The organism is Castellaniella daejeonensis (genome assembly GCF_039523555.1).
GTDB classification, from domain to species: domain Bacteria; phylum Pseudomonadota; class Gammaproteobacteria; order Burkholderiales; family Burkholderiaceae_B; genus Castellaniella; species Castellaniella daejeonensis.
Genome location: NZ_BAAAFN010000007.1, coordinates 58,251 through 77,045 on the forward strand (window position 1 = coordinate 58,251; position 18,795 = coordinate 77,045).

General features: G+C 65.9%; 17 protein-coding genes and 1 riboswitch. Of the genes, 8 read left to right on the forward strand and 9 right to left on the reverse strand.

What is annotated here, in order from left to right; translation table 11 throughout:
• Nucleotides 1–125: 125 nt before the first annotated feature.
• From ABD022_RS04595 to ABD022_RS04625, 7 genes are all read right to left on the reverse strand, one after another.
• Nucleotides 126–1,736, reverse strand: a complete 1,611-nt coding sequence (locus ABD022_RS04595) for a glycerol-3-phosphate dehydrogenase/oxidase (RefSeq protein WP_343820252.1) — start codon at nucleotides 1,734–1,736, stop codon at nucleotides 126–128.
• A gap of 13 nt (nucleotides 1,737–1,749) precedes the next feature.
• Nucleotides 1,750–3,483, reverse strand: a complete 1,734-nt coding sequence (locus tag ABD022_RS04600; RefSeq protein ID WP_325123707.1) for an ABC transporter substrate-binding protein — start codon at nucleotides 3,481–3,483, stop codon at nucleotides 1,750–1,752.
• Nucleotides 3,484–3,824: 341 nt separating this feature from the next.
• The gene (locus tag ABD022_RS04605; protein WP_325123706.1) at nucleotides 3,825–4,133 is read right to left on the reverse strand and encodes a DUF2160 domain-containing protein; all 309 of its coding nucleotides are present in this window, start codon (nucleotides 4,131–4,133) and stop codon (nucleotides 3,825–3,827) included.
• A gap of 28 nt (nucleotides 4,134–4,161) precedes the next feature.
• The gene (locus ABD022_RS04610; protein ID WP_325123705.1) at nucleotides 4,162–4,980 is read right to left on the reverse strand and encodes a carbohydrate ABC transporter permease; all 819 of its coding nucleotides are present in this window, start codon (nucleotides 4,978–4,980) and stop codon (nucleotides 4,162–4,164) included.
• Nucleotides 4,973–5,866, reverse strand: coding sequence for a carbohydrate ABC transporter permease (locus ABD022_RS04615; RefSeq protein WP_325123704.1), 894 nt, complete (start codon nucleotides 5,864–5,866; stop codon nucleotides 4,973–4,975). Before ABD022_RS04615 ends, ABD022_RS04610 begins: the two co-directional genes overlap by 8 nt.
• Nucleotides 5,863–6,942, reverse strand: a complete 1,080-nt coding sequence (locus ABD022_RS04620; RefSeq protein WP_343820255.1) for an ABC transporter ATP-binding protein — start codon at nucleotides 6,940–6,942, stop codon at nucleotides 5,863–5,865. Before ABD022_RS04620 ends, ABD022_RS04615 begins: the two co-directional genes overlap by 4 nt.
• Nucleotide 6,943: 1 nt before the next feature.
• On the reverse strand, nucleotides 6,944–8,017 hold the full coding sequence (locus ABD022_RS04625; protein WP_325123702.1) for an ABC transporter ATP-binding protein: 1,074 nt from the start codon (nucleotides 8,015–8,017) through the stop codon (nucleotides 6,944–6,946).
• A 132-nt stretch (nucleotides 8,018–8,149) separates the two neighbouring features.
• Between ABD022_RS04625 and ABD022_RS04630 the strand changes: the two genes are divergently transcribed.
• From ABD022_RS04630 to ABD022_RS04650, 5 genes are all read left to right on the forward strand, one after another.
• Entirely contained in the window at nucleotides 8,150–8,914 is a 765-nt protein-coding gene (locus ABD022_RS04630; protein ID WP_325123701.1) for a DeoR/GlpR family DNA-binding transcription regulator, read from the forward strand.
• A 10-nt stretch (nucleotides 8,915–8,924) separates the two neighbouring features.
• Complete coding sequence (glpK, locus tag ABD022_RS04635; RefSeq protein WP_325123700.1) at nucleotides 8,925–10,418, forward strand: glycerol kinase GlpK; 1,494 nt, start codon at nucleotides 8,925–8,927, stop codon at nucleotides 10,416–10,418.
• A gap of 77 nt (nucleotides 10,419–10,495) precedes the next feature.
• A complete protein-coding gene (locus ABD022_RS04640) occupies nucleotides 10,496–10,966 on the forward strand; it encodes a TM2 domain-containing protein (protein ID WP_325123699.1) in 471 nt (156 codons plus the stop codon).
• A gap of 4 nt (nucleotides 10,967–10,970) precedes the next feature.
• Nucleotides 10,971–11,732, forward strand: a complete 762-nt coding sequence (locus ABD022_RS04645; protein WP_325123698.1) for a lipoyl protein ligase domain-containing protein — start codon at nucleotides 10,971–10,973, stop codon at nucleotides 11,730–11,732.
• 41 nt (nucleotides 11,733–11,773) lie between these two features.
• On the forward strand, nucleotides 11,774–11,956 hold the full coding sequence (locus tag ABD022_RS04650) for a ribbon-helix-helix protein, CopG family (protein ID WP_325123739.1): 183 nt from the start codon (nucleotides 11,774–11,776) through the stop codon (nucleotides 11,954–11,956).
• 34 nt (nucleotides 11,957–11,990) lie between these two features.
• Here the strand turns inward: ABD022_RS04650 and ABD022_RS04655 are convergent, their stop codons facing one another.
• Nucleotides 11,991–13,652 carry a SulP family inorganic anion transporter gene (locus tag ABD022_RS04655; protein WP_325123697.1) on the reverse strand — a complete coding sequence of 554 codons (1,662 nt, stop codon included), beginning with the start codon at nucleotides 13,650–13,652 and terminating at the stop codon, nucleotides 11,991–11,993.
• Nucleotides 13,653–13,803: 151 nt separating this feature from the next.
• Between ABD022_RS04655 and panD the strand changes: the two genes are divergently transcribed.
• The 3 genes from panD to ABD022_RS04670 all read left to right on the forward strand — a co-directional run bounded on the left by panD (nucleotide 13,804) and on the right by ABD022_RS04670 (nucleotide 16,246).
• Nucleotides 13,804–14,217 carry an aspartate 1-decarboxylase gene (gene panD, locus ABD022_RS04660; RefSeq protein ID WP_323026068.1) on the forward strand — a complete coding sequence of 138 codons (414 nt, stop codon included), beginning with the start codon at nucleotides 13,804–13,806 and terminating at the stop codon, nucleotides 14,215–14,217.
• Between the two features lie 80 nt (nucleotides 14,218–14,297).
• Nucleotides 14,298–14,390, forward strand: a riboswitch (TPP riboswitch).
• A gap of 48 nt (nucleotides 14,391–14,438) precedes the next feature.
• Entirely contained in the window at nucleotides 14,439–15,704 is a 1,266-nt protein-coding gene (locus ABD022_RS04665) for a purine-cytosine permease family protein (protein WP_343820261.1), read from the forward strand.
• 101 nt (nucleotides 15,705–15,805) lie between these two features.
• Nucleotides 15,806–16,246 carry a nucleoside deaminase gene (locus ABD022_RS04670; RefSeq protein ID WP_325123695.1) on the forward strand — a complete coding sequence of 147 codons (441 nt, stop codon included), beginning with the start codon at nucleotides 15,806–15,808 and terminating at the stop codon, nucleotides 16,244–16,246.
• A gap of 82 nt (nucleotides 16,247–16,328) precedes the next feature.
• On the opposite strand, the gene ABD022_RS04675 is transcribed toward ABD022_RS04670, so the two are convergent.
• Nucleotides 16,329–18,611, reverse strand: coding sequence for a nitric-oxide reductase large subunit (locus tag ABD022_RS04675; protein ID WP_325123694.1), 2,283 nt, complete (start codon nucleotides 18,609–18,611; stop codon nucleotides 16,329–16,331).
• Nucleotides 18,612–18,795: the final 184 nt, after the last annotated feature.

Here is an 18,795-nt window from a genome sequence, read left to right on the forward strand (position 1 = left end):
AATGCACAGGAACGTCCGCTGCTGATTTCCTCAGGCTCACGGAGCATGGAAACCGGCTGCACCCGGCCTGGCGCACGACGGATGCACGGAAGACAGGCGCACGAGAGATGCGCAGCAGGGAGGGATCAGGCCGGAATGTTACGGTACTGCGCGGCCAGGGCCAGGAAGGCTTCTGGATCGCCGTCAGAACCGATTTCTTCGGCCAGGATGCGGGAGACGGCGGGCGCCGCCTGGATTGCCCGGTCTGCATGCAAAAAAAGCATTCTGTGGCGCCGTGCCAGGACATCCTCGACCGTCCGCGCGTATTCGCGCCGCGCGGCATGCCGGACCATGGCCGCGGTCAACCCCAGGCCCAGTTCATTGTCGGCGCCCGGCAGCGCCAGGACATCGGCCGCCTCGGTGCCATAGGCCTGCAGCCCCGGCGGCTCCGTCAGGCGGACCGTGGCGGCAGCAGGCGGCGGCGCCCCGAGCAACGGGAAGCGAGCCGTGCGGCACGGCGGCAAGCCGGGCAGCAGCCCCGCTGCCTCGCAGTGGCGCAGGACGTCCTCGGCCATGGACCGGTAGGTGGTCCACTTGCCCCCGGTGACGGTCACCAATCCCGACGGACTGACCTGGACGGTATGCTCCCGGCTGATGGTCTTGGTGCCGCCTTCGTCCTCGTGCGGGGGCCGCACCAGTGGCCGCAACCCGACCCAGATGCTGAGCACATCCTCCGCCTGTGGCGCGCGCGCCAGCACGTGGGCCGACTCGTTCAGGATGAAAGCGACCTCTTCGGGCAACGCCCGGGGTTCGCGCGCTACGGCATCGCGCGGCGTATCGGTGGTCCCCAGGATCAGGTGCCCCAGCCAGGGCACGGCAAACAGCACCCGGCCATCGCGGGTGCGCGGAACCAGGAGGGCCTCGGAAGACGGCATGAAAGAGCGGTCGACCACCAGGTGCACGCCCTGGCTGGGCGCCACCATGGGCGATGTACCCTGTCCCCGGGCCGAATCGTCCAGGCGTCGCAAGTCGTCGACCCAGACGCCCGTGGCATTGATGACGCAGCGAGCCCGGACTGTGCCAGTGCGGCGGCCATCGGCGTCGAGAGCATCGCGCCAGCGCACGCCCCCGACCCGGCCGTTCTCGTGCAGCACATCGACGACCGGACAGTAATTCAGCACCAGGGCCCCCTGCGCGGCGGCCGTACGGGCCAGCGCCAGGGCCAGACGGGCATCATCGAACTGGCCGTCCCAGTACTGGACGCCGCCGTACAACCCGGCGGCATTGACGCCCGGCAGCCGGGCTGCCGTGGCGGCACGCCCCAGCCATTCGGTGCGGCCCAGGCTGGCGGAACCGGCCAGGGCATCGTAGATCTTCAGGCCGGTTCCGTAGAACGGCACTTCCCAGGGCCGGTACGCCGGCATGACGAAAGCCAGGGGCTGAGCCAGGTGCGGTGCGTTGTTCAGCAACGCCCGGCGCTCGCGCAAGGCCTCCCGTACCAGGCCGATATCGCCCTGGGCCAGATAACGGACCCCGCCATGCACGAGCTTGGTCGCGCGCGAAGAGGTGCCGCCGGCGAAATCGTGGGATTCCAGCAGCAGGACCGACAGGCCCCGCAGCCGGGCATCCAGGGCAACGCCCAGGCCGCTGGCCCCTCCCCCGACAACGATCAGGTCGACCTCGGACAAGGTCTCGAGATCATGCAGCAGTCGATCCCGATCCGTCGTGACGGGCGGCTGGGCAGCGGTCTGGGACATCGTTTCACTCCCCTCAGCGGACGCGGCCTTCCTTCCAGGCCTGCAGCAGAGAATCGTAGGACACGGTTTCCGGCTTGGGATTCTCGTTGGCAAGCTTCTTCCAGGGCGCGTGTTCGTCGCTGAGCCACTTGGCCGGATCGCTCTTGTCATTGAGCTTGGGCGCGCAGCGTTTCATGCCGGCACGCTCCAGGCGTGCCATGACCTTGTCCATCTCGTTGGCCAGATTGTCCATCGCCTGCTGCGGCGTCTTTTCCCCTGCGATGGCCTGGGATACGTTGCGCCACCACAATTGCGCCAGCTTCGGATAATCAGGCACGTTGGTGCCGGTTGGCGTCCAGGCCACCCGAGCCGGGCTGCGATAGAACTCGATCAAGCCACCGTACTTGTCGGCATTTTTCGTGAAGTAGTCGCTGTGGATGTCGCTGTCGCGGATGAAGGTCAGCCCCTCGATGGATTTCTTCAGCGAGGCCGTCTTGCTGGTCACGAACTGGGCATACAGCCAGGCGGCGGCAACCTTGTTCGGATCGTGGTTCTTGAAGAAAGTCCACGAGCCCACGTCCTGGTAGCCGTTCTGCATGCCGTCCTTCCAGTAGGGGCCGTGAGGGGCCGGCGCCATGCGCCACTTGGGCGTGCCGTCCTCATTGACCACCGGCAGTCCCTTCTTGGTCATATCGGCCGTGAAGGCGGTATACCAGAAGATCTGCTGGGCGATCTCGCCCTGGGCCGGCACGGGACCGGCTTCGGAGAAGGTCATGCCCAGCGCCACCTTGGGCGCGTACTTCTTCATCCAGTCGATGTATTTGGTCAGGGCGTAGACAGCGGCCGGCGAATTGGTCGCGCCGCCGCGCGCCACGGATGCGCCCACCGGCGTGCACTTGTCGTCGGCCACGCGGATCCCCCATTCGTCGACCGGCATGCCGTTGGGAGTGCCCTTGTCGGCCGAGCCCGCCATCGACAGCCAGGCATCCGTGAAGCGCCAGCCCAGCGAAGGATCCTTCTTGCCATAGTCCATGTGGCCATAGATCGGCTTGCCGTCCAGGGTCTTGACGTCTTCGGAGAAGAACTTGGCGATGTCCTCGTACGCGGTCCACGTCACCGGCACTCCCAGTTCATAGCCATACTTGGCCTTGAACTTTTCCTTCAGGTCGGGCCGGTTGAACAGGTCGTAGCGGAACCAGTACAGGTTGGCGAACTGCTGGTCGGGCAACTGATACAGCTTGCCGTCCGGCGCGGTGGTGAAGGACGTGCCGATGAAGTCCTTCAGGTCCAGGCCGGGATTGGTGTATTCCTTGCCGGCGCCTTCCATATAGTCGGTGAGCGACAGGACCTCGCCATAGCGGTAGTGCATGCCGATCAGGTCGGAATCCGAAATCCAGCCGTCGTAGATGGACTTTCCCGAAAGCATGGAAGTCTGGAGCTTTTCGACCACGTCGCCTTCCTGGATCAGGTCGTGGTTGACCTTGATCCCGGTGATTTCCTCGAATGCCTTGGCCAGGACCTTGGATTCGTACTCATGGGTGGTGATCGTTTCGGACACCACGTTGATCTCGTTGACGCCCTTGGCCTTGAGCTTGGCGGCGGCGTCGATGAACCACTGCATCTCGGCCATCTGCTGATCCTTGCTCAGCGTGGACGGCTGGAATTCGCTGTCGACCCATTTCTGCGCCTCGGCGGTGCCGGCCCAGGCGGCCTGGCTTCCCAGGGCGCAGGCGACGGCCAGCGCCAAGGCGGTGTGGCGGAATCTCATCATGTTCTCCTCTCATATGTCCCCTGCCCTGCCGGCCGGCGCCGCCCGGGGAAATAGGCGGCGCCGGAAATCTCTCCACGTCGCCGCTTGCAAGCGGCTCCGATTCGCCAGGCGGACCATCTCCCGCCGTGACATCTCTCCACGTCGCCGCTTGCAAGCGGCTCCGATTCGCCAGGCGGACCATCTCCCGCCGTGACATCTCTCCACGTCGCCGCTTGCAAGCGGCTCCGATTCGCCAGGCGGACCATCTCCCGCCGTGACATCTCTCCACGTCGCCGCTTGCAAGCGGCTCCGATTCGCCAGGCACGGACCAGTCCGCAGGGACTGGTCCGTGTCCTGGCTCATCCCTTCCTCATGATTAGTGTGAGGACACCCATGGACAGGACGAAACTGATCCAGACGGAGGGTTCCTCGTCCAGGGCGAACCAATCCATGAAAGTCTCTCCCAGGCCCAGGAAGGCCAGGTTGATGTAGGCGGCCACTAGCAGGCCGATGAACAGGCGGTCGCCCCGCGTGGTCGCCATGGGCAGGAAGCCCTTGCGCAGCACGGTGGGCGAGCGGATTTCCCAGACCGTCATGGCCACCAGCATCAGCGCGACGCAGATGAAGAACACGGCGGTTGGGGTGGTCCAGACCATCCAGGCAAACATGGCGTATTCCTTTAGTGGGTGCCGGGGCTCAGACCCGGCCCATCGCGAAGCCCTTCGCGATGTAGTGGCGCACGAACCAGATGACGATGGCGCCGGGAACGATGGTGAGGGTGCCGGCCGCCGCAAGCGTGGCCCAATCCATGCCCGAGGCCGAGACCGTGCGGGTCATGATGGCCACGATGGGCTTGGCGTCGACGCTGGTCAGCGTGCGGGCAAGCAGCAGTTCCACCCAGCTGAACATGAAGCAGAAGAAGGCCGCCACACCCACGCCCGACTTGATCAGCGGCAGGAAGATCGTCAGGAAGAAACGCGGGAAGCTGTAGCCATCTATATAGGCAGTCTCGTCGATTTCCCTGGGAATGCCGCTCATGAAGCCTTCGAGGATCCAGACCGCCAGGGGCACATTGAACAGCAGGTGCGCCAACGCCACCGCCCAGTGCGTGTCCATCAGACCCAGGGTCGTATAGAGCTGGAAGAACGGCAGCAGGAAGACCGCGGGCGGCGTCATCCGGTTGGTCAGCAGCCAGAAGAACACATGCTTGTCGCCCAGGAAGGAGTAGCGCGAGAAGGCGTAGGCCGCCGGCAGCGCCACGGCGATCGCCATCACCATGTTCATGCAGACGTAGATCAGGCTGTTGACATAGCCCATGTACCAGGACGGATCGGACAGGATCAGCCGGTAATTGTCCAGCGTGAATTCGCGGGGAAACAGCGAGAACTCGGCCAGGATGCCCTGGTTGGTCTTGAAGCTCATGACCACCATCCAGTAGATGGGGACCAGGGCGAAAACCAGGTAAAGAACCAGGAAGACAGTGCGCTTGCGCGGCAGGAAAGAGCGGTCAGTCATGGCTGGCTCCCGAATCCCTGGTGCCGACGCGCAGCATCCAGTTGTACAGCACGAAACAGAACATCAGGATGATGAGGAAATAGATCAGGGAGAAGGCGGCCGCGGGGCCCATGTCGAACTGGCCGATCGCCTTCTGCGTCAGGTACTGGCTGAGGAAGGTGGTGGAATTGCCCGGCCCCCCGCCGGTCAGCACGAAGGGCTCGGTGTAGATCATGAAGCTGTCCATGAAGCGCAGCAGCACGGCGATCATCAGCACCCCGCGCATCTTGGGCAGCTGGATGTAGCGGAACACGGCCCATTTGCTGGCGCCATCGATGCTGGCAGCCTGGTAGTAGGCCTCGGGAATGGACTGCAGCCCGGCGTAGGCCAGCAGGGCCACCAGCGGCGTCCAGTGCCAGACATCCATCAACAGCACGGTCAGCCAGGCGTGGACGGGGTTGCCGACGTAGCTGTAGTCCAGTCCCAGGCGGGCCAGCGTCCAGCCGAACAGGCCGATATCCGTGCGGCCGAAGATCTGCCAGATCGTGCCCACCACGTTCCAGGGAATCAACAGCGACAGGGAAACAATCACCAGCACGGCCGAGGCCCGCCAGCTGCGCGACGGCATCGACAGGGCCAGCGCCACACCCAATGGAATCTCGATGCACAGCACCGCGCCGGAGAACAGCAGCTGCCGCCACAAGGCGGCGTGCAGGTCCTCGTCGCGCATGATGCTGGCGAACCATTCCGTGCCCACGAACACCGCGTTGTCCGGCGAAATGATGTCCTGGACGGAATAGTTGACGACGGTCATCAGCGGAATGATGGCCGAGAACGCCACGCACAGGATGACCGGCAGGATCAGCCACCAGGCTTTCTGATTGACGGGTTTGACGATAGTGCTCATGCCACGAGCTCCTCGTTGCGGTAATAGCAGGTATGCGGGCCGATCAGGGCCAGATGCACGACGGCGCCCTCGGCGGGTGGAACCGCATCGGCCGGCAGATAGGCCTTTGCCTCGTGGCCGCCGACCCGGACGCTGAGCAACTGGCCGGTGCCCACGTGGCGCACCTGGGACACCGTGGCCGGCACGGTGTCCGGGCCGCTCCCGAAAGCCAGGTGCAGGTATTCGGGACGGATGCCCAGAGTCAGCGGTCCGGCGGGCAACTGGTGCGTTTCGGGCCGGCCCAGGCGCTGTCCGTCGAGCCACAGGCTGCCGTCCTCGCGCATCTCGACCGGCAGCAGGTTCATGCCGGGCGAACCGATGAAATGCCCCACGAAAGTGTGGCTCGGGCGTTCGAACAATTCCTCCGGCGTGCCCTGCTGGACGACCCGGCCGCGCGCCATCACCAGGACCTGGTCCGCGAAGGTCATCGCCTCGACCTGATCATGGGTGACGTAGATCAGCGTCAGGCCCAGTTCGTGGTGGATCTGCTTGAGCTTGCGCCGCAATTCCCATTTCAGGTGGGGATCGATCACCGTCAGCGGCTCGTCGAACAGCACCGCCGATACGTCGGCGCGCACCAGTCCGCGCCCCAGGGATATCTTCTGCTTGGCGTCGGCAGCCAGATTGGCCGCGCGCTGATCGAGCTGGCCCGAGAGATCGAGCATTTCCGCGATACGCCCGACGCGCTCGCGGATCCGGTCTTCGGGTTCCTTGCGATTGCGCAGGGGAAAGGCCAGATTCTCGCCCACCGTCATGGTGTCGTAGATGACGGGAAACTGGAATACCTGCGCGATGTTGCGTTCCTGCGGCGTGGCGCGAGTCCGGTCCACGCCGTCGAAACGGATGGAGCCGTGCGACGGCGTGACCAGGCCCGAAATGATGTTGAGCATGGTGGTCTTGCCGCAGCCCGACGGCCCAAGCAAGGCATATGCGCCGCCGTCCTCGAAGACGATGTCCAGAGGCAGCAGTGCGTAATCGGCATCGGAGCGGACCGTGCGTGCGTAGCTGTGCGCCAGCTGGAGGTCAATACGCGCCATGTCAGGACTCCCGCGCCTGGGGCGCCCGCAGCAGGGATTCATCGGGCCCGAACACATAGGCCCGGCGGCTGGAGAAGTGCAGCGTGACGGCGTCCCCCAGGTCATGGTGCTGGACGCCCGGCACCTGCGCCACCAGGTTGCCGACAGGCGTGTCGGCGTGGACATACGTGGCGGAACCGGAGATCTCGGCAAGCTGGACCCGGCCCGGAATCCGGCAATCCCCGCCCTGGTCGCGCAACGACAGGTCGGCCGCCCGCAGCCCGATGGTTACCTCGCCGTCGGGCACATCCTGACCGCCCGGCAGGCGCACGTCGGCCAGCGTCTGCAGGCTGACGGCCTCTCGGCCGGCGCGCGCCGCAAGGAAATTCATGGGCGGATCGCTGAACGCCCGGGCCACCCGGATCGACGCAGGCCGCTGGAACACGTCGAGCGTCGGTCCGTACTGCAGCAGCTCGCCCTGATCCAGCACGGCCGTATAGCCCCCGAGCAGCAGGGCCTCGCCCGGCTCGGTCGTGGCATAGACGACGGTGGAGCGGCCTTGCTCGAACAGGACGCCGAGCTCCTCGCGCAATTCCTCGCGCAATTTGTAGTCGAGATTGACCAGCGGCTCGTCGAGCAGCATCAGGGGCGCGTCCTTGGCCAGGGCACGCGCCAGCGCGACGCGCTGCTGCTGGCCCCCGGACAGCTCGGACGGCAGGCGGTCCAGGAATTCGTCGATGTGCAGGGTGCGCGCGATTTCGCGCACCCGGGGCATGAAGTCGGTCTCGCCGCGCAGCCGCAGGGGCGAGGCGATGTTGGCGGCAACCGTCATGGAGGGATAGTTGATGAATTGCTGATACACCATGGCGACATTGCGACGGCGCACCGGCAGGCCGGTGACGTCCACATCGTCGACCATGACCTGGCCGGAAGTGGGCGCATCCAGGCCGGCCATCAGCCGCATCAGGCTGGTCTTGCCGGCACGGGTCACCCCAAGCAAGACCGTGACGGCGGATTCCCGCGGCGCCAGATCCAGCGGATGGAGCCAGGTTTCGGCACCGACCTTCTTGCCGACACGAACCAGCTTGAGTTGCATGAGGCCTTGCTCCAGAAGTTCCTTTTTGTGAATTATTGTTCGTTTCTACTCTTTTTACTGTCCATATAAACCCTAAGATTCTTTCCTTTTCTTTCGCTGTACAGTGTGTCGGTCATGAAAAGGGCCGATCCCATGCATCCCAATCCTCGCCAGATCAAGCTGCTCAATCGTCTGCAAGGCACGGGTTCCTGCAGCCTGGAAACCCTGGCCAACGACCTGGACGTCACGGTCCAAACCGTCCGCCGGGACGTCCAGCGCCTTGCCGAGGCCAATCTGCTGGTGCGCTTCCATGGCGGGGTCCGTCTGCCCAACTCGACCATCGAGAACATCGCCTACCGGCAGCGCGCCCAATTGCACGCCGCCGAAAAAGAACGCATCGCGCGCGCCATCGCACGCGAAATCCCCAACGACTGTTCGCTGCTGATCAATATCGGCACCACCACGGAAGCAATCGCGCGGGCGCTGTCCGGCCACACGGGGCTGCGCATCATCACCAACAACGTCAACGTGGCCTGCACGCTCGGCCAGCAGCCCGGCTGCGAAGTCATCCTGGCCGGCGGCAGCGTGCGTTCGCGCGACCTGGGCATCGTGGGGGAAGCCACGGTGGAATTCATCCGCCAGTTCCGCGCCGACATCGCCCTGATGGGAATCTCGGGCATCGAGGCCGACGGCACGCTGCGCGACTACGACTTCCGCGAGGTCAAGGTGTCCCAGGCCATCATGCAGTCGGCCCGGGAAGTCTGGATGGCTGCCGACACCAGCAAATTCCACCGGCCGGCGATGGTCCGCCTGGGCGAGCTGTCCCAGATCGGTCGCCTGTTCACCAATGCCCGTCCCCCGGATCCCTTCCCCGGTCTGCTCAAGGCCGCCGGAGTGGACTGCGTCATCGCCCCCTGAGGATTTCGCCATGACCTATCTGCTCGCCCTGGATCAGGGCACTTCCAGCACCCGCAGCATCGTCTTCGACCGCCAGGGCCGCATCCTGGGACTGGCGCAGCGGGAATTCACCCAGCACTATCCCCAGCCAGGCTGGGTCGAGCACGATCCACTGGAAATCTGGCGGACGCAGCACGACACCATGAGCGAGGCCATCCATCGGGCGGGCATCGCCGCACGCGACATCCGCGCCATCGGCATCACCAACCAGCGCGAGACCACGGTGGTCTGGGACCGCCGCACGGGGGAGCCGATCCATCCGGCAATCGTCTGGCAGGACCGCCGCGCCGAGCCGACGTGCGCCGAACTGCGCGCGCAGGGCCTGGAACCCGACATCCTGAACCGCACAGGCCTGCGCATCGATGCCTATTTCTCGGCCACCAAGCTGAAATGGATCCTGGACCATGTGCCCGGCGCGCGCGCCCGCGCCCAGGCGGGCGAACTGCTGTTCGGCACCATCGACAGCTGGCTGATCTGGAAACTGACCGGCGGCCGCCATCACCTGACAGACGTCAGCAACGCGGCGCGCACCATGCTGATGGACGTGCACCGCAACGCCTGGGATCCGGAGCTGCTCGACCGGCTCGACGTGCCGGCCCGCATGATGCCGGGCATCCTGCCCTCCTCGGCCGACTACGGCGCCACCGACCCCGACCTGCTGGGCCATGCCGTGCCCATATGCGGCGTGGCCGGTGACCAGCAAAGCGCCCTGTTCGGCCAGGCGTGCTTCCGTCCCGGCATGGCCAAGAATACCTACGGCACGGGCTGCTTCATGCTGATGCACACGGGCGAGCGCTTCCAGGTATCCGGCAACGGCCTGGTGACGACCAGCGCGGCGCAGCCCGATACCCGGCCCGCCTACGCACTGGAAGGCAGCATCTTCGTGGGCGGTGCCGTGGTCCAGTGGCTGCGCGACGGCCTGCGCGCCTTCGTGCGCAGCAGCGACATCGAGGAACTGGCCCGCAGCGTGCCGGACTCGGGCGGCGTGATGTTCGTGCCCGCCTTCACCGGCCTGGGCGCACCCTGGTGGGATCCCGACGCGCGCGGCACCATCACGGGCCTGACGCGCGGGACCACCATGGCGCACATTGCCCGGGCCGCCCTGGAAAGCATCGCCTACCAGAGCGCGGCCCTGCTCCAGGCCATGAGCCGCGACGCCGAGGCGGCGGGCGCGGCGCCCCTGAAGGAATTGCGCGTGGACGGCGGCGCCTGCGTCAACGACCTGCTGATGCAATTCCAGGCCGACCTGCTGGGCATCCCCGTACTGCGCCCCACCATGGTAGAGACCACGGCGCAGGGGGCGGCCTTCCTGGCCGGCCTGCAGGTCGGCGTCTATGCCGACCTGGGGGAACTGGAATCGCTCTGGCGCGTCGAGCGGCGCTTCGAACCGGCCATGCCGCGCGACGAGGCGGCCGGGCGCCTGGCGCAGTGGGATCACGCGATCCGCCAGGCCTGCGCACGCTGAAATCCCGATAGAATGGGGCCTTGCGCCGGCCCGGCAGGCCGGCGCCCATGCCTGTCCGGTCCCTATACAGAACTCACATGCTCAAGAAACTGATCCTGGTCGTGGCGATCTTCCTCGTCATCCTGCTCGCACTGAGTTTCGGGGAAACCGTGTTCCACGAAGTCTTCGCCTGGATCTCGTCCCTGACGGGATTGCTGATCCGCAATTTCGGCGATCTGTACCACGCCGCAGCCGACTATCTGCGCGCCCACACCGGCAAGGTCCTGCTGGCCATCATCCTTACCATCCCCGCCAGCCTGTGGATCCTGCGCTCTCGCGGCGAGGCCCTGGGCCGTCCGGCCAGCCAGCGCAAGATCGCCATCGTGCTGGCGATCTTCCTGGGCTGGCTGGGCGCGCACCGCTTCTACCTGGGCCAGGTCGGCTGGGGCCTGGGCATGCTGGTCATCTGCTGGATCTTCATGCCGCTGGCCGTCGTGCTGGGCCTGATCGACGCGATCCGCTACCTGTTCATGGACGACGACACCTTCGCGACAACCCAGCTGTCCTGAAGCCATGCCGGATCCCGTTGCCTACCGCCAGCTGGATGCGCCGCCGGACGCAGGGCCGCTGGCCGACGAGATCCTGCTGGCCCCCGCTGCCCACGAACCGGTCGCCTGCCTGTGGCGGGCACCACCGGGGCTGGTGGTGCCGCGCACCTACGCGGCCCGTGCGGGATTCGCCCGGGTCCAGGCCAGCTTCGCCGCACGCGGCTGCCCCATCCACGTGCGGCAATCAGGGGGCGGCGTGGTGCCCCAGGGGCCTGGCATCCTGAACCTGAGCCTGGCGCAGGCATTCACCGGCCGGCCGCTCGATCACTCCGAGATTCTCTACAGGCACCTGTGCGCGCTGATAAGCGACGCCCTGGCCGCTTTCGACATCGAGACCCGGACACAGGCGGTCGAAGGCTCATTCTGCGATGGCCGGTACAATCTGGCGGTGCCGGCGCCCGACCGCAAGATCGTCGGCACAGCCCAGGTCTGGCGGCGCATCCCGGGACAGGCGCCCGACCGCCACGTGGGGCTCGTCCATGCCCTGATCCTGGCACAATGCGATCCCGTCGAGCTGACGGCACGCGCCAATGCGCTGGAAACGGCGCTCGGGGCGACCCGCCGCTACGAAGCCGACCGGATCGCATCGCTGGACAGCCTGCTGCCCCCGGACCAACGCCCGGCTTTTCCGGACGCCCTGGAGGCCCGGCTGCGAGAGACCCTGCGGACCCGACCGCCGTTGCCGGACGCCATGCCGGTCCGAACCCCGACGGGATATTCAAAATGAGTGTGAACAGGCCCAAGACCAAAACCATGAGCCCGACCCCGCTGGAAAACAAGACCGCCCGCCTGACAGTACTGATCGACCCGAACAAGAAAAAGGCCTTCGAGCAGCTTTGCGCCCGCCAGGACCTGACGCCATCGCAGGTGGTCCGTCAATTGATCCGCGAATATCTGGCCAGGCACGACGTGGCCTGGACGCCCAGCAAGCCGCCGCGCGCCCGGCCATAGCGCATTCGCAGCCGCGCCGGAACGCGCCGGCGCGCTAGGCGGCTTTCGGGTCCGGGCCGTCCGCCGCCTCCAGCGCCGCCGCCAGGTCGGGCTGGAAATCGCCCGCACCCAGCCGGGACAGCGTACCCATGCGGCTCAGCTTGGCGCGGATCCGGGCATCGGCCCCGCACAGGATCACCCGCGTGCCACGCGTCCGAGCGGCGGCGATCTCGTCGTCCAGCGCCTGCAGCGCCGTGGCATCGGCGAACGGCGTCTGGTCCAGGCACAGGACCAGCACGGGCGAGGATTCACTTCGGAACGCCTCCCGCAAGGATTCGACGGCCGCGAAGAACAACGGCCCACGGACCTGCAGCGCGCGCACCCCCTCTTTCCCGTGTGCCCCGTCCGGGATCGCCATCGGCGCCACATCGACGCTGGAAGCCATCCGGCGCAGGAAATGCAGGACGGACAGCACGATGCCGATGTTCACCGCCACGACGAGGTCGGCGAAGACCGTCAGGAGCAGGGTCAGGCACAGGATGACGGCATCCGCGCGCGGGGCATGCCGGACCAGGCGCACGACACGGTGCGCTTCGCTCATGTTCCAGGCGACGACGAACAGAATCGAGGCCAGGGTGGCCAGGGGGATATTGCGCGCAAGCGGCGCGAGCGCCAGCAGGACCAGCACCAGCACCACGGCATGGACCACGCCGGCCAGGGGTGCGGTTCCGCCATTGCGAATGCTGGTGGCCGTGCGCGCAATGGCACCCGTGGCCGCGATACCGCCGAACAGCGGGGTAAGTACGTTGGCCAGGCCCTGGCCGAACAACTCGGCATTCGAATTGTGCCGTGTCCCCGCCATGCTGTCGGCCACGACGGCCGACAGCAGGGACTCGATCGCTCCCAGCAGGGCGATGGTGAACGCCGGGCCGATCAGCGGCACGATCTGGTCAAGCCCGCCCCCGGGCCAATGCGGCAGCGGCAGCCCGCGCGGCAATTCGCCGAAGGTGCTGCCGATGGTGGCCAATTGCGGAAACTGGAAAAGCCCCTGCACGGCCGTCGCCACGACCAGGGCCAGCAGCGGGCCGGGGATGCGCCGCAGGACATCCACCTTGCGAGGCAGCAGCACCAGCGCCAGCGAGCCGAATCCGAAGGCCGTGGTTACCGGATCCAGCGCCGGCAGGTTTCGCAGCAGGAACCAGAGTTTTTCGTGGAAGAAATGGCCCTGTACCGCCGGCAATCCAAAAAAAGGCTGCCACTGCCCGACCCAGATGATGATGCCGATGCCGGCCGTGAAACCCAGAATCACCGGCAGGGGGATGTAGCGGATCACGCCCCCCAGGCGAGCCAGGCCGAATGCGCACAGGATCAGGCCGGCCATCAGGGTGGCCAGCTGCAGGCCGACGACGCCGTGCTCGGCGACGATTCCGGCCAGGATGACGATGAAGGCGCCGGTGGGCCCCGCGATCTGGACCCGGCTGCCGCCGAACAGGGACACCACCACCCCCGCCACGATCGAGGTGTACAGGCCCTGTTCGGGCTTGACCCCGGAAGCGATCGCGAAAGCCATGGCAAGCGGCAGGGCCACGACGCCGACGATCACGCCCGCAGCAATATTACCCGCCCAATGCCTGGGTGCCCACAACCCCGCCCTCCAGGCTTCCCGCGCAGCAAACATAGTGTTCCGTCCGATAGATCCGCAAGCAGAACCGGGCATCCGTGCCGTCAGCGCAGCACGAATGCCCGGTGGAATGATCATCACATTATAATGAAGCGCACATGCCCGGGGCCATGTGTCCACTTGAAACCGATGCTGCAGCGCAACGCGCTAGAATGTCGCCTGCTCAATTTCTTCCTCCGGATTTCAAGTGAGAAAAATCGTCCGCGCCAAACTGCATGGCATTCGCGTCACCGGGGCCGACCTGGATTACCATGGCTCCATCACCCTGGATCCCGACCACTGCGAGGCCGCCGGCATCCTTCCCATGGAATTCGTGGACATCTGGAACAAGAATTCCGGCGCGCGCATCAGCACCTACGTGATCTACGGCGAACGCGGTTCGCGCTGCTGCATCCTGAACGGCGCCGCGGCGCGCACTTGCCAGCGCGGCGACGAAGTCATCATCGCCAACTCAGAATACATCCAGGAAAGCGAGCTTGAACACATCAAGCCGGTGGTGCTGACCTTCCACCCCGACAACAGCGTGCGCGAACACCTGGGCTATTCCGTCGGTCGCGACGAACAGGGCCGGCTCAGCTTCGAGATCGTCCATTTCGACTGAACCCGGCCGCAAAGCGGATGGACGCCGGCTTGCCCGCCAGCCGGCCGGGTCCTACAATCGGATCCGATTCGCCTTTTACCGAGCCTCGCTAGGGGTGCCGCCACGGCGGCTGAGACAGTCCCTTCGAACCTGATTGAGATCATCCTCGCGCAGGAAAGCAGCTCGCAGCGGCGGCTTTCCTGCTGCCCGCGTCTGCCTACTGCCTTTTCCACGGGCACGCCATGCAGACATCCGCTTCCCCAATATCCCCCGCTCCCGAACGCGTGTTCGGCTGGCACGACCATGCCGCCCTGTGGTTCAGCCTGGGCGTGGGCCTGCTGGTCATCCAGGTCGGCGCCTACCTGGTTCCCGCGCTGGGCACGCGCGACGCCCTGGCGGCCGTGGTCGTCGGCTCGATCCTGGGGGCCGGCCTGCTGGCCTGGGTGGCACGCCTGGGCTGCGACAGCGGACTGTCCAGTGCCGGACTGATCCACGCCGTCTACGGCCAGCGCTTCGCCCGGCTGCCCGTGCTGCTGAACATCGTCCAGCTGCTCGGCTGGGCCACCTTCGAACTGGTGGTCATGCGCGACGGCACCGCGGCCATCGCGCACCAGGCGCTGGGCCTGGACACGGGCCTGGTGCTGCCGACGCTGTTCTGGGGCCTGGTCGTCCTGGCCCTGCTGCGAGGTTCCATGATCACCCTGGTGCGGCGCATCGTCAGCCGCATCGGCCTGCCTCTGGTGATCCTGTCGCTGATCTGGCTAAGCGTCCAGTTCGCGCTCAGGCTGGATGCCGAGGGACTGCGCACCCTGTGGCTGCGCGCCGGCGACGGCAGCATGAACGCATTCCAGGCACTCGATCTGGTGATCGCCATGCCGGTATCCTGGCTGCCGCTGGTGGCGGACTACGCACGGCACGGCCGCAGCGGGCGGGGTGCCCTGGGCGGCACCTGGCTGGGCTATTCAATCGCCAACATCTGGTGCTACGCGCTGGGCGTACTGGTGATCACCGTCACCGGCCCCGACCTCGACATGGTCGCCGCGCTGCTCCTGGCCCAGGGAGGTCTGGTGGCGCTGGGGTTGATCCTGATCGACGAGCTCGACAACACCTACGGCGATCTGTATTCGGGTTCCGTGTCCGCCCACAGCCTGTGGCAAGGCGCAAGCCTGAAAACCTGGGGAACGACCCTGGCCGCGGTCTCGATCGGGCTGGCGATGGTGCTGCCCATGCACACGCTGGAACCTTTCCTGCTGACGCTCAGCTCTGTTTTCGTGCCGCTGTTCGGCACCATCCTCGGGCGCCTGGGCACGCAGCCTGCCCGCCTGGCCGACGCACCGCGCGCCCTGCACCCCGCCCCCGCCCTGACCTGGGTGCTGGGCATCGCGGTCTACCACGCACTCGCGCAATGGGCACCGGACTACGGCAGCGCCCTGCCGACCCTGTTGCTGACCTTCGTCCTGGGCGCGCTCGGCGCACGCATCGGCACGCGGACCGCGCACGCGGCCTGAAGCCGCGAAACGGCCGGCGGCCATGGCGCCGGCCGCTGCTTTCCCCGGCGCCCGCACGCCCGTATCATGCAGGCTTCGACGACTTTCGCGGAGACGAAGCCATGAGCAATCCTTTCATGCAGGCAGCCATCGAGGAAGCACGCCGCGGGCTGGCCGAGGGCGGCATCCCGATCGGCTCGGTGATCGAATACCGCGGCGAGATCATCGGCCGCGGCCATAACCAGCGCGTCCAGAAAGGCAGCGCGATTCTGCACGGCGAGATGGACGCGCTCGAGAACGCCGGTCGCAGGACGGCCGACGTCTATCGCGAGTCCACGCTCTACACCACCCTTTCGCCGTGCGCCATGTGCAGCGGCACGATCCTGCTGTACGGCATCCCCCGCGTGGTCATCGGCGAGAACCAGACGTTCATGGGCGAAGAAGAACTGCTGCGCTCACGCGGCGTCCGGATCGAAGTCCTGCAGGACCCGGAATGCCTGGAGCTGATGCGCCGCTTCATTGCCGAACACCCGAGCCTCTGGAACGAGGACATCGGGGTCTGAACCCGCACGAAATGAAAAGGCCCACCTCTTCCGAGGCGGGCCAGGCCGGGAACCCGTTTCGGGTCCCCTACTGCAAGAAGGTTCAGGTCCGCTGCGCAGCCAGGCCTGCGTCGACTGCCGGCGCGGCGGCCTTGCCGTCGAACAGGGCGGTCACGACCTGCCACATCACGCCCAGACCGCCGACGATGAACACCACGTCGCCGAAGGTGCGCGTCCAGCGCAGGGTCTGCAGGATGTCCTGCTGCATGAAGGCTTCGCCGCGCGCCCACCAGGTGCCCACGCTGTAGCTGGCGTGGAACTGCATCAGGCCGATCGGCAGCAGGCTCAGGGAGATCATCATCACCAGGCCGATGTTCATGCACCAAAACGCCGTCTTCATGAGGCTTTCATTGAACTGCATGCTGGGACGCAGGTAGCGCAGCACGAACAGGGTGAAGCCCAGGGCCAGGAAGCCGTACACGCCGAACAGGGCCGCGTGCGCGTGCACCGCCGTGGTGTTCAGGCCCTGGATATAGTAGAGGGCGATCGGCGGGTTGACCATGAAGCCGAACACACCGGCGCCGAACATGTTCCAGAACGCCACCGCAACGAAGAACTTCAGCGGCCAGCGCAGGTTTTCCATCCACGGCGCGCGTTCCTTCAGGCGCCAGTTTTCCCAGGCCTCGTAGCCGAGCACGACCAGCGGCACGACTTCCAGGGCGCTGAACGAGGCGGCAATGGCCATGATCGGGGTCGTGGTGCCCGAGAAGTACAGGTGGTGCAGGGTGCCCGGGGTGCCGCCCAGCATGAACAGCACGGCCGAGCTCAGGCTGGCAATCGTGGCGCCGCGCTTGGACACCAGACCCATGGTCGAGAAGATGAAGGCCAGCGCCGTGGTGGCGAACACTTCGAAGAAACCTTCGACCCACAGGTGAACCACCCACCAGCGCCAGTATTCCATGACGGAGAGGTGGGTCTTTTCGCCATAGGCCAGGCCGGCACCGTAGAACAGGCCGATGCAGATCACCGCAGCGCTGAACAGGGCCAGCAGGTTCTTGTCGCCCTTCTGCTTGAGCGCGGGCACGATGCCGCGCAGCATCAGGAACAGCCAGAACACGATGCCCAGGAACTTGCCGATCTGCCACAGGCGGCCGAGTTCGACGTATTCATAGCCTTGGTGGCCCAGCCAGAAGTTCCATTCGGCGGGCAGAAGGTGGGCAATGGCGGCGAAGTTGCCGGTGAACGAACCCACGACCACCAGGATCAGCGCCCAGAACAGGACGTCCACGCCAAGCTTCTGGTGCTTGGGATCCTTGCCGCCGTTCAGGATCGGCACCACGAACAGGCCGATCGCCAGGAAGCCGGTCGCGATCCAGAACAGCGCCGCCTGGATGTGCCAGGTGCGCACCAGAGAATACGGCAGCCATTCGGACACGTTGATGCCGTAGAAGGTCTGGCCTTCGACCGTGTAGTGCGCGGTGAAGCCGCCGATGAAGATCTGCGACACGAACAGCGCCACCACCAGGAACAGGTACTTGCCCAGGGCGCGCTGCGACGCCGTCAGGGGAATCTGCAGCACCGGGTCGCGGGCCGGCGCGGCGCCCACATCGTCGTGCTCCTTGTGCGTGAAGGCCCAGGCCCAGACCAGCAGGCCCACGCCCGCGATCAGGATGATCACGCTCATCACGGACCAGATGATGTTTTCCGCCGTCGGCACATTATCGATCAGCGGTTCGTGCGGCCAGTTGTTGGTGTAGCTGGCCTCGGTGCCCGGCCGGTCGGTCGAGGCGGCCCAGGCGGTCCAGAAGAAGAAGTTCGCCAGGCGGGCGCGCGCTTCCGGCGAGGGCAGCGTACCTTCCTTCATGGCGAAGCTCTTGCGCGACGAATGCAAGGAGGCATCGTCGCCGAACAGCTTGTCGTAATAGGAGGCCGTCTCGGCGATGGCCTTGGCGCGCCGGTCGGACACCGTGACGACGCCCGTGGCGGGGTCATAGGTGTTCTTGCGGTATTCTTCCTTCAGGCGGCGCTGCAGCACGGCCTGGGCGTCTCCGTCCAGCTGGGCGAAGTTCAGCCCGTACTGCGCCTGGGCAGCCAGGTCCAGCCAGGCGGACAGTTCACGGTGCAGCCAGTCGGCGGTCCAGTCCGGCGCCTGGTAGGCGCCATGCCCCCAGATCGAGCCGACCGTCATGCCGCCCGCCGACTGCCAGGCGCTCTGGCCGTCCAGGATCTGCTCCTGGGTCATCACGACCTGGCCGTCGGCCGTGACGACCTGCGCAGGAATGGGCGGCGCCTGGTTGTAGACTTCCTTGCCCATCCATCCCAGGATGCCGAATGCCACCACAAGGACGCCGATCAGCGCCCACCATAACTTCTTGTACTCACCCATTCTGCGCTCCTTCTGCAGCCGCGAGAGGTTCCGGATAAGGCGCCCTGAAAGGCACCACGTTTTTGCTTCACTCTCCAACAAGCAATAAATGTGCCAATTCCGTTACCTAGGGAAACTACTGATATAGATCAAAAACGGTACTTTTTACCTTTTTTAATTGGGTAAAAAATACCTTTAGATGGTA

Excerpts from the sequence above, each read along its gene's own strand:
- ABD022_RS04595 (WP_343820252.1), bottom strand. The coding sequence starts at position 1,736 with ATGTCCCAGACCGCTGCCCAGCCGCCCGTCACGACGGATCGGGATCGA.
- ABD022_RS04600 (WP_325123707.1), bottom strand. The coding sequence starts at position 3,483 with ATGAGATTCCGCCACACCGCCTTGGCGCTGGCCGTCGCCTGCGCCCTG.
- ABD022_RS04605 (WP_325123706.1), bottom strand. The coding sequence starts at position 4,133 with ATGTTTGCCTGGATGGTCTGGACCACCCCAACCGCCGTGTTCTTCATC.
- ABD022_RS04610 (WP_325123705.1), bottom strand. The coding sequence starts at position 4,980 with ATGACTGACCGCTCTTTCCTGCCGCGCAAGCGCACTGTCTTCCTGGTT.
- ABD022_RS04615 (WP_325123704.1), bottom strand. The coding sequence starts at position 5,866 with ATGAGCACTATCGTCAAACCCGTCAATCAGAAAGCCTGGTGGCTGATC.
- ABD022_RS04620 (WP_343820255.1), bottom strand. The coding sequence starts at position 6,942 with ATGGCGCGTATTGACCTCCAGCTGGCGCACAGCTACGCACGCACGGTC.
- ABD022_RS04625 (WP_325123702.1), bottom strand. The coding sequence starts at position 8,017 with ATGCAACTCAAGCTGGTTCGTGTCGGCAAGAAGGTCGGTGCCGAAACC.
- ABD022_RS04630 (WP_325123701.1), top strand. The coding sequence starts at position 8,150 with ATGCATCCCAATCCTCGCCAGATCAAGCTGCTCAATCGTCTGCAAGGC.
- glpK (WP_325123700.1), top strand. The coding sequence starts at position 8,925 with ATGACCTATCTGCTCGCCCTGGATCAGGGCACTTCCAGCACCCGCAGC.
- ABD022_RS04640 (WP_325123699.1), top strand. The coding sequence starts at position 10,496 with ATGCTCAAGAAACTGATCCTGGTCGTGGCGATCTTCCTCGTCATCCTG.
- ABD022_RS04645 (WP_325123698.1), top strand. The coding sequence starts at position 10,971 with ATGCCGGATCCCGTTGCCTACCGCCAGCTGGATGCGCCGCCGGACGCA.
- ABD022_RS04655 (WP_325123697.1), bottom strand. The coding sequence starts at position 13,652 with ATGCCCGGTTCTGCTTGCGGATCTATCGGACGGAACACTATGTTTGCT.
- ABD022_RS04665 (WP_343820261.1), top strand. The coding sequence starts at position 14,439 with ATGCAGACATCCGCTTCCCCAATATCCCCCGCTCCCGAACGCGTGTTC.
- ABD022_RS04670 (WP_325123695.1), top strand. The coding sequence starts at position 15,806 with ATGAGCAATCCTTTCATGCAGGCAGCCATCGAGGAAGCACGCCGCGGG.
- ABD022_RS04675 (WP_325123694.1), bottom strand. The coding sequence starts at position 18,611 with ATGGGTGAGTACAAGAAGTTATGGTGGGCGCTGATCGGCGTCCTTGTG.